Origin of the sequence: Streptosporangium sp. NPDC006930, from assembly GCF_040635605.1 — a bacterium.
Lineage (GTDB): Bacteria > Actinomycetota > Actinomycetes > Streptosporangiales > Streptosporangiaceae > Streptosporangium.
This window is the reverse complement of sequence record NZ_JBEYID010000047.1, coordinates 1-18030: the sequence shown is the minus strand read 5'-3', so window position 1 is coordinate 18030 and position 18030 is coordinate 1. Positions and strand designations below refer to the sequence as shown.

Here is an 18030-nt window from a genome sequence, read left to right as displayed (position 1 = left end):
ACCTTGCGGACCCACCGCACCCGTCGCACCCGTCGCACCCACAGGTCCCTGCGGCCCCATCTCACCTTGCAGACCTGTCTCACCTTGCGGACCCGCCGCACCCGTCGCACCCGTCGCACCCACAGGTCCCTGCGGCCCCATCTCACCTTGCGGACCCGCCGCACCCGCCGCACCCGCCGCACCCGTCGCACCGGTCGCTCCCACAGGTCCCTGCGGCCCTATCGCACCCGCCGCACCCGTCGCACCCGTTGCACCCGTTGCACCTACAGGTCCCTGCGGCCCCATCTCACCTTGCAGACCTGTCTCACCTTGCAGACCTGTCTCACCTTGCGGACCCACCGCACCCGTCGCACCCGTCGCACCCACAGGTCCCTGCGGCCCCATCTCACCTTGCAGACCTGTCTCACCTTGCGGACCCGTCGCACCCGTTGCGCCCGTCGCACCCACAGGTCCTGCTGGCCCTTCCGCTCCTGCGGATCCTTCTGGCCCTTCGGGTCCTTGCGGTCCTGCAGGTCCTTTCAAGCCGGGAGGTCCTGGCGTGCCAGTCTCACCTTCGGGGCCTCGCGGGCCGTATGGGCCGGTTCGTCCCGTTGCACCCTTTGGACCTTTCTTGCCTTTCGGTCCGCGCGGGCCACGAGGGCCACTCAGGCATGCGCAAGGCTTTTTCCTGCACTTACATGGCTTACAGCACCTCTTCCGACAATGGGCCCCCGCATAGGCATGCGGCTTTCGGGAGGTGGCCACAGGAGGGCAATCCTCCGCTTGCGCAATCAGGCGAATGTTGTCAAGCTTTTCCTTGGGCACGCTTTCCTGCATTTGAAATGATGTAGCCAAAAAAACGCCGACGAGAACCGCCGCAGCGCCTCGACTTCGGGCAAGCCCACTGGGCTGCGTAGTCAGAATATTTCTACCATTAGTGAGATTCATGTCATTCCGTGTCGCTTGGGATTCCGAGAGGCGGCCTCTGTGACGCATGGACAGCGATCACGAGATACCCGATGAATGCCCCAAAATGCATCGCCCTGGGCACCGAACCGTAAATTAATAACATGATGATACGAAAGCAACGAGAGGCGGCCCGCCCAAGCTTATGTTTATGCACATATGGGCTTTATGTTGCAACCTTCGTTCTGTAGTTCATTGAAATCACAGTGAAGGCATTTGGTGTATTTTGTGGGTGAATTTGGGAGTGATCCCTCGGTCTCGTCTACGGTCATTGCGTTCGCAGAGGGTTGGCGCGACATGCCCCGCAGTCATGGACAGCAGCCTGGTCTGAGGGGCGCTGCCACACGTTGGCCCGCACGCCTCTATCAGGCAGAAGCCCTGGGAGTCGACGGCCTGTATGAAGACCGGTGATGTGCTGCCGTCCAGTTCGGTCGTTCCGGGGAAGACGGCGACGATCTCATGTACGCCTTCTGGGAGGGGCGCGACAGTCAACTCGGCGTGGCCGGTGCCGTCGAGCTGGGCCGTGCCCAGACTCACTCCGTCACTGAAGAATTCAACCGGACCGGTGGGAACGATCCCGCTCGTGGATCTCACCGTCGCGGTGAAGGTGATCGGGCTTTGCTGGCTTATGGCACACGACGAGTTCACCGTGGTGGTGGTGGACCTGCTGGGAGGAGCAGCGCAGGTGGACAGGGTGATGGTGTCCGTGTCCAGCGTGACAGTGCCGTCGTGGGCCAGGGTTCGGCCGTCCACGGTCACGCCGTTGCCCACCGTGATCGAGGTCAGCGCGAGGATGTCGCCGGAGAAGTCGGTGCCGGCTCCCAGCGTGGCCGAGCTGCCTACCTGCCAGAAGACGTTGCATGCCTGCGCTCCCCCGGTGAGGGTCACCATGCTCGCGCCCGCGGTGACAAGAGTGGAGGCGGTCTGGAAGATGAAGACCGCGTTGGGGTCGCCCTGGGCGTCGAGCGTCAGATTTCCCGTGATCTGGAATGTGCCCGCGGCGGAGTTGTAGACGCCGGGAGTCACGGTGGTTCCACCGAGCTCTGTCGGGATGGTGGCGTCAGGAGTACGGGAGGCGGCGTCGTTGTATGCGGTGAGCAGATCCGTCTGAGCCTGTGTGGCAGCGGCGTCGGCGATGTGGAAGGTTCCTATCAAGGTGCCGGGTGGGAAACCGATCACCGAAGTACCAGGACTGGTCCCCAGATCTCCGGTGACGATAGTGGGCCCGGTGTTCGTGACAGAGGCCCCGCCCAGCACTGCGAAGCCGGCGGCCGCGCCCAGCGCGACCGGCTCCGCCAACGCGTTCGCGATACAAGGTGTCGCGGCGATGCTTCCTGCCGTGATCAGAACCGTGAGGACCCATACCCGCAGGTATCCAACGATGTTTCGTGGCACGAGGCGAGGGCGACCGGCATCTGTCATCAAACTGCCCTTTTCCTTTGGTACGGTTCAGCTCAGGCGCATTGCCAATGACGCAACATATCCGCCAACCTTACTAATCGGCATTTTGTCTCCCTGCCATCCGACATGCGGGAAACAAAGACTTGGCGTAATTTCTAGAGAAAAAGATGAAATCGCCATGTCATCCGGCGAAGCCTTTAGCGGCCGCTGGGGCGACGCCTCCTGAACCACCCACCCGCCACACCTGACACCGTCCCGATCCCGACCCGATCGGTCGCCCACACTCGAACCCGGCCGGCTCCCCAGGGCTCGGCTTCGTGCTGTGCCCAGCCTGTTCCAACGTCGCCTCCCGGCACTGCCTCCCATCGCTGCCTTCACCACGGCGCCCACCGCCGCCGCCAGGCCGGACAGCGACTCACAGGGGACCGTGCGCCCGTCACGACCTCCGGGCACCCTCTCGCCCGCGAACCGGACACCTCGCGAGACCGGCGGACGGCACGCGCACTAATTTCATCACTTGTTGACTTCTGGACTTCTCCGACTTAACGTTGCGGCAACGCATTAGTTGTGGTGATGCAAGGAGTTGTCCGATGGACCCCGTGGACGGCGCGGAGCGCGACCGGCTGGCCGACGACATCGGCGATCTCCGGCGGGCGCTCATCCCCGGTCTGCTGCTCCATCTGCTGAGCGGGTTCGAGGACGACGAGCCCTCCATGATCCAGATCGCCACGCTCTACACCCTCGACGTCCCGGCTCCCCCGACGCTCCGCGAACTCGCCGGGCGCGTCAGCCGATCCGTCTCGGCCACCAGCCGCCTGGTCGACCAGCTCGTACGACGGGGGCTCGCCGACCGCCGGGAGGATCCCGGCGACCGGCGGGTGCGACGGATCACCCTCACCCCTGCCGGAGCGGACTTCCTCCGCACGTTCGAGCGCGTCCGTGCCGACGCCCAACTCGAAGTCATGGCCTATCTGACCGCCGAAGAACGCGAGCTCGTGATCCGGGCCACGGCGCTCCTCGGCGAAGCCTCAAGGAGACGCGCCCATGCCCGATCCCCTCATCCTGACGTTCGATGACATCGGGGCGGAGATGCTGCCCCTCGTCGGCGGCAAGGCCGCCAATCTCGGCGTGCTCACCACCGCCGGGCTTCCCGTTCCCCCCGGTCTGTGCGTCACCACCGAGGCGTACCGCAGGGTCACCGAGCGAGCCGGGCTGGAGGACGTGCTCGCGGCACTCGCCACGACGTCCGCCGGGGACGTCCCCGCCCTGAACGCGCTGGCCGCGAAGGCTCGCGAGCTCGTGCTCGCCGCGCCGGTCCCCGACGACATCGCAAGGGCCGTACGCGACAGTGCGGCCGGTCCCGTCGCGGTCCGCTCCTCCGCGACCGCCGAGGACCTGCCGGACGCCAGCTTCGCCGGGCAGCAGGACACCTACCTCAACGTGATCGGCGCCGACGCCGTGCTGGACGCGGTCCGGCGGTGCTGGGCCTCCCTCTGGACCGACCGAGCCGTCGCCTACCGGGCCGCGAACGGCATCGACCACCGCGCGGTGCGCTTGGCGGTGGTCGTTCAGGAGATGGTCCAGTCGGAGGTGGCGGGGGTGATGTTCACCGCCAACCCGGTCACCGGGCGGCGGCGCGAGGCGGTGATCGACGCCGGCCCCGGGCTCGGCGAGGCCGTGGTCTCCGGCGCGGTCAACCCCGACCACTTCGTGGTCGACACCGCCACCGGCGAGATCACCGAGCGTCGCCTCGGCGACAAGCGAATCGCCGTACGGTCGCTGCCGGGCGGCGGCGTCGAGCACGTCGAGGCGCCGCCGGTGAATCCCGCGTCCCGGGCGGGCTCCGCCGAGGACGCCTGCGTCACAGACGCGCGGGTGCGGGCGCTGGCCGAACTCGGCGACCGGGTCGAGCGGCACTACGGAGCGCCTCAGGACACCGAGTGGGCGATCGACGCCGATGGTGTGCTGTGGCTGACCCAGTCGCGTCCCATCACCACGCTCTATCCGATCCCCCGTCACGCGGAGCCGTCCGCGAGCCCGTCGTCCGTGGCGGGCAGTACGGGCACAGGCACGAGCAGCACGAACACGAGGGAAACAGGCGCGGACGGCACAGGCGCAGGGGGAGCACACGCGGGAGAAACCGGCGCCCTGAACGCGCGGCCCGGAGGCGTCGAGCCCGAGGGCACGCGGGTCTACTTCTGCTTCAGCCTGGCCCAGGGGCTCTACCGGCCGATCACCCCCATGGGCATGTCGGCCTTCAGGCTGCTGTCGTCGTCGGCGATGGAGATCGTGGGGATCCCGGTGACCGACCGGGTGGCCGGTGCCCTCGTCGTCGCGGAGTCGGGCGGGCGGCTGTTCTTCGACATCACCGGCTTCATGCGCGGCAGGGTGGGCCGCGTCGTCTTCCCGAGGGTGCTCGACGTGATGGAGGCGAGGTCGGCGAAGGTGCTGCGCGGGCTGCTCGACGATCCCCGGTTCAGCGTCACCCAGCCCTCGCTCCGCCCGCCCCTGCGGCGGGCGGTGCGGATCGCGTCCCGTTTCCGCGTCCCGCGACGCGCCGTAAGGGCCCTGCTCGACCCCGCGGCGGCGCACCGGGACGTGGAACTGCTGAACGCGCGCCTGCGCGGGGAACTGAGCGCGCCCGAGGGCTCCACCCCGATCCAGCGTCTCGACCACGTCGAGCGGGTGCTGAGCCGCGAGATCTTCCCGCTGCTGCCGACGATCGCTCCGGCCGCGGTGGCCGGGTTCGCGATGCTCGGCCTCGCCGCCAAGGCGCTGGGGGAGCGGGCCAGGCCGGGCGAGCTGCAGACGGTCCTGCGCGGGCTGCCGCACAACGTGACCACCGAGATGGATCTGGCGCTGTGGCGGGTGGCCGTCCGCGTCCGCGAGGACCGCGAGGCCACCTCCCTGCTGCTGGGCACTCCCGCCGCCGAGTTGACCCAGCGTTTCCGTGCCGGCTCGCTTCCCGGCGTGGTACAGAAGGGCCTGGCGGACTTCCTCGCCGTGTACGGCGTCAGGGCCGTCGCCGAGATCGACCTCGGGCTGCCGCGCTGGTCGGAGGATCCGACCCACATCATCGGCGTTCTCGCCAACTACCTGCGGCTGGAGGACCCGGCCCTCGCCCCCGACGCGCTGTTCGCCACGGGCGCCGCCGAGGCCACCCTCATGATCAAGACCTTGAGCGGGCGCGCCGGAGGGCTTCGCGGGCGCTTCGTCCGCTTCGCGCTCGGCAGGACCCGGGCACTGGCGGGTCTGCGGGAGATGCCCAAGTACGCCCTCATCACCGCCCTGGCCGCGATGCGGGCCGAGCTGCTCGCCGTCGGTGTCGAGCTGGCGGCGCGCGAGCTGCTCGCCGATGCCGACGACGTCTTCTTCCTCACCTTCCGCGAGGCCAGGCAGACCCTCGACCTCCCCTCGTCCGGCGGGGCCACGCGCCCCGCACCGGCGGAGCTCGTGGCGCGGCGGCGCGAGGAGGCCACCCGTGAGCTGCGCCGCAGGCACGTCCCCCGCGTCCTGCTGTCGGACGGCACCGAGCCGGAGGCCGTCGGCGTACCGGCACCGGTGGACGGCGCGCTGACCGGCACCCCTGCCTCGGCCGGCACCGTCACCGGTGTCGCGAGGGTCGTCCTCGACCCGGTCGGCGCGTACCTGGAACCCGGGGAGATCCTGGTCTGTCCCTCCACCGACCCCGGCTGGACCCCGCTCTTCCTCACGGCGGGCGGCCTGGTGATGGAGATGGGCGGCGCCAACTCCCACGGTGCCGTGGTGGCCCGTGAGTACGGCATCCCCGCGGTGGTGGGGGTGAGGGGGGCGACCGAGCGCATCGTCACCGGCCAGGAGATCACCGTCGACGGTGCCTCCGGCGCCGTCCTCGCCGTCGCGACCGCCACCTGAGCGCGGGCGTGGCTCCCGGCGAGGGCGACCTCACGAACCGTCACGAGGACCGGCGACCTCACACGCCGTCGCGGCGATCGACGGGGAGCGCCCCGTCGCGGCCGTACCTCTCGGCGGGAGCGCGGCCGGGATCGGAGGTTCGGCCGGGCACCGAGAGCGCGTGCCGGGGGCCCCGGACACCGCCGGAGGAGAGATCTCCCCGGAGCCGGAGCCTGACGATCGGCCGGGTGGGATCGAACACCCGCCGCCATCGCCGGACCTCGGTGTCAACGTCGGCGTCCATTGCCATGGATGATGGACTCCCCGGTGGGAAACGTCAATCCCGCTGCCGCGACGAGCCTGGCTCCGATCGAAGCGCCCGGGCGACCCTCACGGAAAACGTCTTCAGAAAAGGCAGGGACCATGCCCTCCACCCAGATCGCCGTGCTCGGCGAGTGCGTCGCCGACGCGTTCACCGCCGCCAGTTCGGAGAACGAGCTCACCCTGCGCGTTCTCCCAGGTGGCGGACCCGCGAACACCGCGGTGGCCCTGGCGCGCCTGGGCACCCCCACCCGCTTTCTCGGACGCCTGTCGGACGATTCCTTCGGCGCCCTGTTCCGCGCGCACCTCACCGCCTCGGGGGTCGATCTCGGCGGCTGTGTCGCCGCCGTGGAGCCGAGCACCCTGGCGGTGGCCACCCTGGACGAGTCGGGACAGGCCCGCTACTCCTTCCACGCCAACGGTGCCGCCGACTGGGGGTGGAGCGCGGCGGAACTCACCGCGGAACGGATCGGCGACGTCTCGTGCCTGCACACCGGCTCGCTCGCCCTGGTCCGTGCGCCGGGCGCGGAGGCCGTCGAGGAGGCACTGGCGGCGGCCGCCGCCCACGCCACGATCTCGATCGACCCCAACGTGCGGACCGCGCTCATCGACGCGGCCGTCTACGCTGAGCGGATGCCCCGGTGGTGCACGCTGGCCGACATGATCAAACTGAGCGACGACGACCTGGAGCACATTCACCCCGGCGAGCCTGTCGAGCGGGTCTGCGACACCTGGCACGACGCCGGCGTCCGTCTGGTCGTGGTGACCCGCGGCCCGCGGGGGGCGCTGCTGTCCGTCGACGGTGAGCGCGCCACGGTCCCCACCCCGCCCACGAAGGTCGTCGACACCGTCGGCGCCGGTGACTCCTTCACCGCCGGGTTCCTGCACCGGCTGGACGCCTCCGGCCTGCTCGGCGGGCGGCTCGACCGGCTCGATCTCGACCTGGCGGTGGACGCCGCGACCTTCGCCGCCCGGGTCGCCTCGCTCACCTGCTCGGTGGCCGGCGCCAACCCTCCGTGGGCGGGCGGGCCCGACGGGCTCGTCACCGCTCGTCCCTGAAACCCTCCACGGGCGGGTGGAACCGACGGGTTCGCCCGCCCAGGAAACCCTCATCGGCGGGCCCGACGGGCTCGTCCTCCCGCCCCGGCGCCTTTCCCCTGACCTTCCGCCGCGTCTGGAACCCTCGCGGCGCGAGACCCCCGCGAGCACGACGAGGCCGAGCGGGGTCGGCGGTGACCTGGGGATCAGGCGGCCGACTCCACATCGCGGCCGCCGGATCCCCGCAGGTGTGTTCAGCGCGGTTTTCCAACGGTCATCACCGAATGTCATTTACAGACTCGCAAAAACCTCGTAACCCTCGCAGGCGATCCCGCACGATCTGATTCGGGCCGTACATGCAAAAACCCCACCAACAGCGGACGTAAGCACCGCCTTGGGGGCATTGCGCTCGAAGGGAAAGACATGCGCTTACATGCGCAATTCAGGACACGGACTCTCGTCGGAGCCGTGACCGCCGCGATGATCTCCACCATGCTCTTCGCGGGCTCCGCCCACGCCGACCCGCCCGTCTCCGGAACCGGTGAAGACGGCGCCTGGTCGATCGAGACCGTCGACGGTGGCTACAAGATCACACTTCGACTCGCCGAGCCGCTTCCGGTACGGGACGCCATACCGGAACTCGCCGTCGACGGCACCTCCCTCGGCCCCGCCGTGGAGTCGCCGGACGGCACGACCCTGACGGTGACCACGACCGACCCCGGCGTCTCCGGTGCGACGTCCGTCGACGTGGCCTGGAACGGAGAAGTCCCCTCGGAGCCCGCCCCCACCGGGAGGATCGCTCCCGAACCGGCGCCCTCCCGGCCGGGGAAGCCGGGTACCCCCGCTCCGCCGGTCGACCCGGCGACTCCCGGACGCTACACGGTCGTCCACGACGAGTACGACCTCGGCGACACCGCCATCACCCTGGCCGGCCTCGGCGGCAGGCAGGCCGAGGTCCGCGCGAAGACGTATCTGCCGAAGGAGGCCACCGGCAGGCTTCCCCTGGTCGTCTTCCAGCACGGCCGCCACTCCGCGTGCTACAACCCCGTCACGCGCCAGACGTCGAACACCACCTGGCCGTGCCCGGCAGGGCAGCAGCCGATCCTCAGCTTCACCGGGTACGACGGCCCCGCCGACGTGCTCGCCAGTCACGGGTACGCCGTCGTGTCGGTCAGCGCCAACGGCGTCAACGCCGCCGACAACCCGTTCAGCGAGGACCGGGGCGCGCTCGCGCGCGGCGAGGTCGTCATGCGCCACCTCGACCTGCTCGCCGACGCGACGAAGGGGAAGGGCGAGGCCAAGCTCGTCGAGCTTTTCAAAGGCCGTCTCGACATGGACGACGTCGGCCTGATGGGACACTCGCGCGGAGGTGAGGGTGTTGTCAAGGCGGCGCTGCTCAACGCGGGGCGCCCCAAGCCGTACGGGATCCAGGCGGTCCTTCCGCTCGCGCCCACCGACTTCGCCCGTGCCACCCTGCCCAACATCCCGATGTCCGTCTTCCTGCCGTACTGCGACGGGGACGTCTCCAACCAGCAGGGACAGCACTTCTACGACGACTCCCTGTACGCCTTCGAGAAGGACGAGGCGTTCCGTTCCTCACTCATGATCATGGGAACGAACCACAACTTCTTCAACACCGAGTGGACGCCGGGCGTGGCCGTCGCGCCGGCGTCCGACGACTGGAGCAACCGGAACGACCCGGTGTGCGGCAGCGCGGTCGCCCCCGGCCGGCTCACCCCGGCCGAGCAGTACGCGGTGGGCACGGCCTACATCGCCGGGTTCTTCCGTCTCGTCCAGGGCAAGGAGCACGCGCTGCTTCCGCTGTTCGACGGCAGCGGCGCCGTTCCCGAGTCCGCCGGGCGTGCGGTCGTCCACACGGTCGCGCAGGCCGAGTTCGACAAGCGCGTCGATGTTGCCCCCTTCACCTCGCCGTCGTCCCCCTTCACCGTCTCCGGCGCGGCGACCGGCGTGATCTGTGCCGGCATGCTGGACCGCTCGCCGCAGAGCGGCCTGCCCACCTGCGCCACCAGGCTGACCACGTCGCAGGCACCGTCCTGGACACCCGCGACGTACGCCGGAAACGTCACCGCCACGCCGGTCCTGCGGTTCTCCTGGACCGACACCGGCGGCGAGGTGAGCGTTCCGCTGCCCCCGGGATCGCGGAACGTCAACGGCCGCGACGCCCTGACCTTCCGCGCGGCCCTCGACGAGAACGCGACGGGGAACGTCGACCTGGCGGTCACCGTCGTCGACGGCCGCGGCAGGACCGGCACCGTGCCGGTCTCCGGCGTGAGTGACGCCCTCACGCCGTTCCCCGGTACGACCTCGCCGCTGCCCAAGACGTGGCTGCGGACGGTGCGCATCCCGACGTCGTCCTTCGACGAGGTCAACCTGCGTGACGTGCGAGAGGTCCGCCTCACCGGCGCGAGCCCGACCGGCGGCGTGTACCTGGGCGACCTCGCGTTCTCCGACGTCCGCGTGGGCAAGGCCGAACTGGACGAGTTGCCGCAGGTCTCGCTGCAGAGTCTCACGGTCCCCGAAGGGAACGGCCCCGGCGTCGCCACCATGACGCTGACGCTCTCGGGGCGGAGCAAGAAACCGGTGACGGTCAACGTCCAGTCGATCGTCACCGGCGTCGCGCCGGTGATCACGGCGCTGGCCCAGCAGGTCGTCATCCCCGTCGGGGCGAGGTCGGCCACCTTCCAGGTGCCGATCGTGGGCGACACCACACCGGCGACGACCGCCCAGTCATACCAGGTGGTCGCGTCCGTGCCGACGAACGCGACGATCGGAAACGGGTTCGCCCGCCTCGTCGTCACCGACGACGACGTGCTCTGACCTCGAACACAACCGGTACCAACGAAGCGGGCACGGCCGTCGGGCCGTGCCCGCTTCTTTCGTGCCCGCTTCGTTCGTGCCCGTCCTCGTGGGTCCGGCGGGCACCCTGCCCCGCGGGGCCGCTGCGACGTTCCCGGTCGGCCCGTCCCCTCGGCGGCTCGACGCGGTGCGGGCGCCGGGACCGATGAGGGCCTCAACCGGATGCCTCAGCCGCTCCGCGTGACCGGTCGGAGCGGGGGCCATCGGGCCGGGGGGAGACATGCGACGAAAAACGTAACAGTGCGTAACATGCGATACGTCTCTCACCTGCGCATACGCGAAGATGTCAACTCGTTACCTCGCAACAAGGTGCACACCGGACACTCGCGTGTTACAAACCTCATTAGTTGATTGCCGAGACAAAAGAAGGCGGTGGCACGCGTGACCCACGGGTACAGCGTCACCCACGCGACCGGCACCGCCTTGCCGACCAGCTCCCCCATGGTGCGCCAGACAAACCTCTCCCTGGTCCTGCGCCACCTGCGCGACAACGTGTCCCAATCCCGGGCCGACATCGCGGAGGCGACCGGCCTGCACCGGGCCACGGTCTCCAACCTGGTGTCCGAACTGCTCGACCGGCGACTGGTCCGCGAGGTCGACACCGAGCACGTCGGCGCGATCGGCCGCCCACGGCGGCCCCTGGCCCTGCACGGCACGCACGTCGGCGCGCTGGGCCTGGAGATAAACGTCGACTACATCTCGGTCCACGGATCCGACCTCGGCGGCCGGGTCCTGGTGGAGCGCCGGATCGGCTTCGACGCGATCGCCGGCGGACCGGATCACGCGCTGCGCATGCTCGGCCGGATGGCCATGGAGGCCATCGAGGCGATGAGACTTGCCGGGGCCGTCCCTGCCGGTCTCGGGGTGGCGGTCCCGGGCCTGGTCGACGTGGCGCGTGGCGTCGTCACGTTCGCACCCAACCTGGGCTGGCACGACCTGCCCCTCGCGGAACGCCTCTCCGACGCACTCGGCACGGGGAACGTTCCAGTTTCGGTGGACAACGACGCCAACCTCGCGGCCGTGGCCGAGCACACCGTCGGCGTCGCCGCCGGCACCCCCCATCTCGTCTACCTGACGGGCGAGGTCGGCGTGGGTGGCGGCATCTTCGTCGACGGCAAGCTGCTGCGCGGCGCGGACGGCTTCTCCGGCGAGGTCGGCCACCTGCCGGTCGACCCGGGCGGCATCCGCTGCGGCTGCGGGCGGCACGGCTGCTGGGAGACCAAGGTGGGCCTGGCCGCGCTGGTACGGGCGACCGAGCCGGACCAGGCGCGCAGGCCGGCCGATCTGCCGGTATCCGACCCCGAGGAGCACGCCACGGAGATCGTCAGAGGACTGGTCGCGGGCGACCGGCAGATGACGGACGCGGTCGCGCAGGTGGGGCGGTGGCTCGGGCTCGGCGGCTCGATCCTGGCCAACCTGTTCAACCCGCGAGTGATCGTCGTCGGCGGCTACTTCGCCACGCTCGCCGAATGGCTGTTACCCCACGCCCAGGCGGAGCTGGAGCGGCTCGTCGTGGCCGGCTCCGCCAACCGGTGCAGGTTCGTCGCCTCCGATCTCGGCTTCGGAGCCGCCTCACGGGGCGCGGCGAACATGGTGGTCAACCGGCTCATCGACCATCCAACCATGATCACGGATCCGTTACCCCAGCTCTCGACCGGCTAACGGATCCCCACAAGCCTGGAGGCGGCACCCTCCAGATCACCGCAGTACCCAACCTCATCCCCATGTAACAAGTGGCACCAGCGCGGCGGCGCGCGCTTTGCCTGACGACCCCCCAGTCAGGAAAGGGATCACCATGTCACCACGTTCTCGAACGTGGGCCGGGCTCTCCAAGAGCCTGCCGTTAACAGAAAACCGCTCCCTACGTCGGACGGCGGCGATGATGGCTCTGGCCATCGTCGCGCCCCTGCTCCCTGTCTTCACATTCCTGACGTCACCGGCGAACGCCACCACCGGCTCCGCCTCAACCAGCCTGGCGTCGGCGGCCAACGTCGCCGATCCCGACTTCAAGGTCCTGGTCTTCTCCAAGACCAGCGGCTTCCGGCACGACTCGATTCCCGAGGGAATCGCGGCGGTCCAGCAGCTCGGCCTGGAGAACAACTTCGCGGTCGACACGACCGAGGACAGCGCCAAGTTCACCGACGCCAACCTGGCTCAGTACCAGGCCGTCATCTTCATGTCCACGACCGGCGACCCCGTGACCACGCCGGACCAGAAGGCCGCCTTCGAGCGCTACATCCAGGGTGGCGGCGGCTTCGCCGGCGTCCACGCGGCCTCTGACAGTGGCTACAACTGGGAGTGGTACGGCAAGCTCGTCGGCGCGTACTTCAAGTCGCACCCGGCGATCCAGCAGGCCACCGTCAAGGTCGAGGACCCCGCGCACCCCTCGACGGCGCACCTGCCGACCTCGTGGACCCGTACCGACGAGTGGTACGACTACACGACCAACCCGCGTGCCAACGTGCACGTGCTCGCGTCGATGGACGGGAAGTCCTACACCGGTGCCACCATGGGCATCGACCACCCGACGGTGTGGTGTCAGGACTACGACGGCGGACGCTCCTGGTACACCGGCCTCGGCCACACCAAGGCGAGCTTCGTCGAGCCGAACTTCCTGAAGATGCTCCTCGGCGGAATCAAGACCGCCGCGGGCGCCGAGAAGGCCGACTGCTCGGCCTCGCAGAGCGGCAGCTTCGAGAAGGTCACGCTCGACGACAACACGTCGAACCCGATGATGACCGACATCGCCAAGGACGGGCGGGTCTTCTACATCGACCGCCTGGGCGACGTGAAGGTCATCAAGACCAACGGCTCGACCGTGACGGCCGGCCGTCTGAACGTGTTCACCGCCAACGAGAGCGGTCTGCTCGGCCTGGCGCTGGACCGGAACTTCGACACCAACAACTGGCTGTACCTCTTCTACTCGCCGGTGGGCCAGAACGTCGACCGGCTGAGCCGGTTCACGGTCAACGGCGACACGCTCGACTTCTCCAGCGAGAAGGTCGTCCTCGACGTGCCGGTGCAGCGGGCCGAGTGCTGCCACCACGGTGGCGGCATGCTCATGGACCACAAGACCGGCGACCTGTGGCTGGCCACCGGTGACAACACCAACCCGTTCGCCTCGGACGGCTACACGCCGATCGACGAGCAGTCCGGCCGGTCCTCCTGGGACGCTCAGCGCACCTCGGGCAACACCAACGACCTGAGCGGCAAGCTGCTGCGCATCACCCCGCAGGCCGACGGCACCTACACCGTGCCGAGCGGAAACCTGTTCCCCGCGGGCACAGCCAAGACCAAGCCCGAGATCTACGCCATGGGCTTCCGTAACCCGTTCCGCATGGGCCTGGACCCGAAGACCGGCTTCCCGATGGTCGCCGACTACGGACCCGACGCCGGCTCCGCGAATGCCAACCGTGGTCCGCGCGGCACCGTCGAGTGGAACCTGGTCGACAAGCCGGGCAACTACGGCTGGCCGTTCTGTGTGGGCGACAACACCCCGTACAACGACTACAACTTCGCCACCAAGGTGTCGGGCGCCGTGTTCAACTGCGCCGCGACGACCAACGACTCGCCCAACAACACCGGTCTGACCACGCTGCCCCCGGCGATCGCGGCGAAGATCTGGTACGTCGGCTCCACCAACGCGAACTCCTTCCCGGAGCTCAACGGTGGCGCGCCGATGGCCGGTCCGGTCTACCGCTACGACGCCGACCTCGCGTCGACCGTCAAGTGGCCGGCCTACTGGGACGGCAAGGCGATCTTCGGTGAGTGGAACACGAACAAGATGTTCTCGTTCCAGCTCAACGAGGCCGGCACCGCCCAGATCAAGATCAACCAGATCCTGCGGTCCATGAGCTTCAAGCGCCCCATGGACATCAAGTTCGGTCCCGACGGCGCGCTGTACCTGATCGAGTGGGGCTCCGGCTTCGGCGGCGACAACGCCGACTCCGGCATCTACCGCATCGAGTACACCAAGGGCGTCCGCCCGCCGGTCGCCCGCGTCTCCGCGGACAAGACCGACGGCCCGGCACCGCTCACCGTGCAGTTCTCCAGCCAGGGATCGAGCGACCCGGACGGCAAGCCGCTCACCTACTCGTGGGACTTCGACGGTAACGGCACCGCCGACTCGACCGAGGCCAACCCCTCGCACACCTACACCCAGGCCGGGCAGTACAGCGCGGTCCTGACCGTCAGCAACGCCGACGGCGTCACCGCCACGGCGAACCTGCCGATCACGGTGGGCAACACCCGTCCGACGGTGACCCTCGAACTGCCCCCGAACGGCGGGTTCTTCGAGTTCGGCGACCAGGTGAAGTACAAGATCGTCGTCACCGACCCCGAGGACGGCACGATCGACTGTGACGACGTCCAGATCCAGGCGTACCTGGGCCACGACAGTCACGGTCACCCGCTCGACCAGCACGAGGGCTGTGAGGGCACCATCCAGACGCTGTCCGACAGCGGCCACGGCATCGACGACAACCTGTTCTACATCCTTGAGGCGACCTACACCGACAAGGGCGGCCAGGGTGGCGCCCAGTCGCTGACCGGGCGGGCCGAGGTCATCCTCCAGCCCAAGCGCAAGCAGGCCGAGCACTTCTCGTCGACCGGCCGGGTCGCGGACGGAACGGGAACGGACGCCGCCGGCGTCCAGGCCGAGACGACCACCGACCCTCAGGGCGGCGCCCAGAGCATCGGCTTCACCACCGACGGCGACTTCTGGTCCTACACCCCGCTCAACCTGGGCGGTATCTCCCAGGTCCGGTTCCGCGTCTCCTCGGGCGGTGCCGGCGGCACGGTGCAGATCAAGGCGGGTAACGCCGACACCGGGACCCTGCTGGGCTCGGTCGACATCGCGCCCACCGGCGGCTGGCAGACGTTCCAGGACGTCACGGTCGACCTGAACAACGTTCCGGCGACGACCGGCCCGGTGTTCTTCATCGTGCGCAAGCCGGCGAGCGCGGCCAACGACGCCTACCTGCTCAACTTCAACTGGGTCGACTTCATCGGCCAGGGCGTCACCGACAACCAGCGTCCGACGGTGGACGCGACGGCCACCCCGACCACGGGCGTCGCCCCGCTGAAGGTCGACTTCACCTCGACCGCCACCGACCCCGACAACAACACCCCGCTCACCTACAAGTGGAACTTCGGCGTGAACGGCTCGCCGCAGCCGACCACCGCCGACGCCAGCTACACCTACAACGCCCCCGGCACGTACAACGCCACGGTGACCGTGACCGACTCCAAGGGCGCCGCGGCGAGCAAGACGCTCACGATCAAGGTGGACCCGCCGACCACCGCGTGCCTGAGTGGTCGTTCCGACGACTTCCTGGGCACCGAGCTCGACAGGAACCGCTGGTCGGTCGTCCGTGAGGACCAGAACCTCAAGGTCGCCGGCGGCAGCCTCGTCCTGCCGACCTCGCTCACCGACATCTACGGCACCGGTACCGGAACCACGACCAACATCGTGCTCCAGCCGATGCCGCAGGGTGCCTGGACGGCCACCACCAAGGTCACGCTGAACGCCCGCGACATGTACCAGCAGGCGGGTCTGATCATCTACGGCGACGACGACAACTACGCCAAGATGGTGCTCCAGGCGCGGGGGACGAACGACCACGCCGCTCGCGTCTTCCAGTTCATCCGTGAGGAGAACGGCACGCCCAACGAGGTGACGGACAGCAACACCGCCAGCCTCGGGGACGCCTACCCCGACACGGTGTACGTGAGGTTCGTCAGCGACGGCACCAACATCACCGCCCACTACTCCTCGGACGGCACCACCTTCACGGCGATGCCGCAGACCAAGGCCCTCGCCGGGATCACCAACCCGAGGATCGGCTTGCTCTCCCTGGCGAACACGGGCACCCGCCCGATCGTCGACGCCTCCTTCGACTGGTTCCAGATCAACCCCGACGACACCGCGGGCAGGCCGGCGCCGAACGACGAGTTCAACGGCTCGTCCCTCGACACCTGCCGCTGGGACGCGATCGTCCGTAGCGACACCCCGACCGTCCGGGTCACCGGCGGCAACCTGGAGATCGACACCACCACGGGTGACATCTACGGAAGCACCAACGGCACTCCGAAGAACTTCATCCTGCAGACGGCGCCGAGCGGCGACTGGACGCTGGAGACGAAGGTCGACGGGTCGGCGTTGAACGAGCAGTACCAGCAGGGCGGCCTGATGGTCTACGCCGACGACGACAACTACGTGAAGCTCGACTACCTCACCGGTAACACCGCGGGTTCCGCGGTGTCGCGCCGGATCGAGCTGCGCAGCGAGATCGGCGGGACCGTCCAGAACCCGCAGCCGCAGACCGGCACGCTCACCCAGGGCGTCTGGCACCTGCGTCTGAAGAAGGAGGGCACCACCTTCAAGGGCTCCTACTCCGCCGACGGCACCACGTGGACCGATATGGCGCAGACGGTGGCGAACACCGCCGTCGGCAACGGCAAGATCGGCGTGTTCACCCTCGGCACCGCGCAGCAGGCGTCCAAGACGGTCAAGTTCGACTACTTCCGCCTCACCGGCGGTGGAACGGCCGACACGACCGCCCCGGTGACCACGGCCACCCCGAACCCGGCGCAGCCGGAGAACGGATGGTTCACCGGTCAGGTCCTGGTCACGCTGGCCGGCGCCGACGAGGCGCAGGGCAGCGGCGTCGACAAGACCGAGTACCAGCTCGACGGCGGCGCCTGGACCACGTACACCGCGCCGGTCGCCATCACCGGCGACGGTGACCACAACCTGGCGTACCGCTCCGTCGACAAGGCGGGCAACGTCGAGGCGACCAAGACGCTCGCCGTCAAGGTCGACGCGAAGGCTCCGACGACGACCTCGACGGTCGGCTCGCCGGACAACGGCGGGGTGCCGGTCACCCTCTCCGCGACGGACGAGACGTCCGGCGTGGAGAAGATCGAGTACTCCCTGGACGGCGGCGACTGGACGCCCTACACCGAGACGGTGAACGTCACCGGTGAAGGCGACCACGAGCTGCGCTACCGCGCCACCGACAAGGCCGGGAACGTCGAGGAGATCAAGACCCAGACCGTCACGGTGTCGGCCGCTCCGTCGGTCCCGCTCACCGTTACGGCCCAGGCTCGTTGCGTGGGTACCACGGCGCACCTGGCGGTCACGGCCGTCAACAACGGCACCGTGCCCGCCAACATCACCCTGACCACCCCCTACGGTTCCAAGACGGTCACCAACGTGGCCCCGGGCAAGCAGGCCTACCAGTCCTTCAACACCCGGACCGGGCAGCTCGCCGCCGGCACCGTCACCACCAGCGGCACCGCCACCATCGGCGGCCAGCCGGTTACCACCGACTACGAGACCGCCTACACCGCGCTCAACTGCGGCTGACCTGACCGGCGGCGACCACGGCGTACGCGCCGCGGTCGCCGCCCTGATCAACCGGGGCCGGCCGACAGACCGGCCGGCCCCGCCCCCCATAAACGGAGCAAGCCCATGAAAACCACCCGCACCACCCGGGTCATCGCCGCGTCCCTGCTCGGCCTCGCCCTCGCCGCCACCGCCGCCCCCGCGATGGCCTCCGCCGACCCCGACGA

Annotated in this window: 9 protein-coding genes; 6 read left to right on the top strand and 3 right to left on the bottom strand. The window is 69.1% G+C overall.

Going from position 1 to position 18030, the window contains the following annotated elements; genetic code table 11:
* Together ABZ664_RS39005 and ABZ664_RS39000 are read right to left on the bottom strand one after the other, a co-directional pair.
* Positions 1-191 (bottom strand): hypothetical protein (locus ABZ664_RS39005; RefSeq protein ID WP_362522244.1); only part of this gene is annotated, 191 nt, incomplete at its 3' end.
* A 955-nt stretch (positions 192-1146) separates the two neighbouring features.
* Positions 1147-2340, bottom strand: a complete 1194-nt coding sequence (locus ABZ664_RS39000; RefSeq protein WP_362522242.1) for an ice-binding family protein — start codon at positions 2338-2340, stop codon at positions 1147-1149.
* A gap of 596 nt (positions 2341-2936) precedes the next feature.
* Here ABZ664_RS39000 and ABZ664_RS38995 point away from each other — a divergent pair.
* Both ABZ664_RS38995 and ABZ664_RS38990 read left to right on the top strand, forming a co-directional pair.
* Complete coding sequence (locus ABZ664_RS38995) at positions 2937-3422, top strand: MarR family transcriptional regulator (RefSeq protein ID WP_362522240.1); 486 nt, start codon at positions 2937-2939, stop codon at positions 3420-3422.
* The gene (locus ABZ664_RS38990; RefSeq protein WP_362522238.1) at positions 3391-6240 is read left to right on the top strand and encodes a PEP/pyruvate-binding domain-containing protein; all 2850 of its coding nucleotides are present in this window, start codon (positions 3391-3393) and stop codon (positions 6238-6240) included. The genes ABZ664_RS38995 and ABZ664_RS38990 overlap by 32 nt, the downstream gene beginning before the upstream one ends.
* Positions 6241-6298: 58 nt before the next feature.
* Here ABZ664_RS38990 and ABZ664_RS38985 read toward each other — a convergent pair whose 3' ends face one another.
* On the bottom strand, positions 6299-6523 hold the full coding sequence (locus tag ABZ664_RS38985; RefSeq protein WP_362522236.1) for a hypothetical protein: 225 nt from the start codon (positions 6521-6523) through the stop codon (positions 6299-6301).
* A 119-nt stretch (positions 6524-6642) separates the two neighbouring features.
* On the opposite strand from ABZ664_RS38985, the gene ABZ664_RS38980 reads away from it, so the two are divergent.
* The 4 genes from ABZ664_RS38980 to ABZ664_RS38965 all read left to right on the top strand — a co-directional run bounded on the left by ABZ664_RS38980 (position 6643) and on the right by ABZ664_RS38965 (position 17824).
* On the top strand, positions 6643-7599 hold the full coding sequence (locus tag ABZ664_RS38980) for a carbohydrate kinase (protein ID WP_362522234.1): 957 nt from the start codon (positions 6643-6645) through the stop codon (positions 7597-7599).
* A gap of 447 nt (positions 7600-8046) precedes the next feature.
* The gene (locus ABZ664_RS38975; RefSeq protein WP_362522232.1) at positions 8047-10416 is read left to right on the top strand and encodes a hypothetical protein; all 2370 of its coding nucleotides are present in this window, start codon (positions 8047-8049) and stop codon (positions 10414-10416) included.
* 420 nt (positions 10417-10836) lie between these two features.
* The gene (locus tag ABZ664_RS38970) at positions 10837-12117 is read left to right on the top strand and encodes an ROK family transcriptional regulator (protein WP_362522230.1); all 1281 of its coding nucleotides are present in this window, start codon (positions 10837-10839) and stop codon (positions 12115-12117) included.
* Positions 12118-12334: 217 nt separating this feature from the next.
* A complete protein-coding gene (locus ABZ664_RS38965; RefSeq protein ID WP_362522228.1) occupies positions 12335-17824 on the top strand; it encodes a ThuA domain-containing protein in 5490 nt (1829 codons plus the stop codon).
* The last annotated feature ends 206 nt before the right edge of the window (positions 17825-18030 follow it).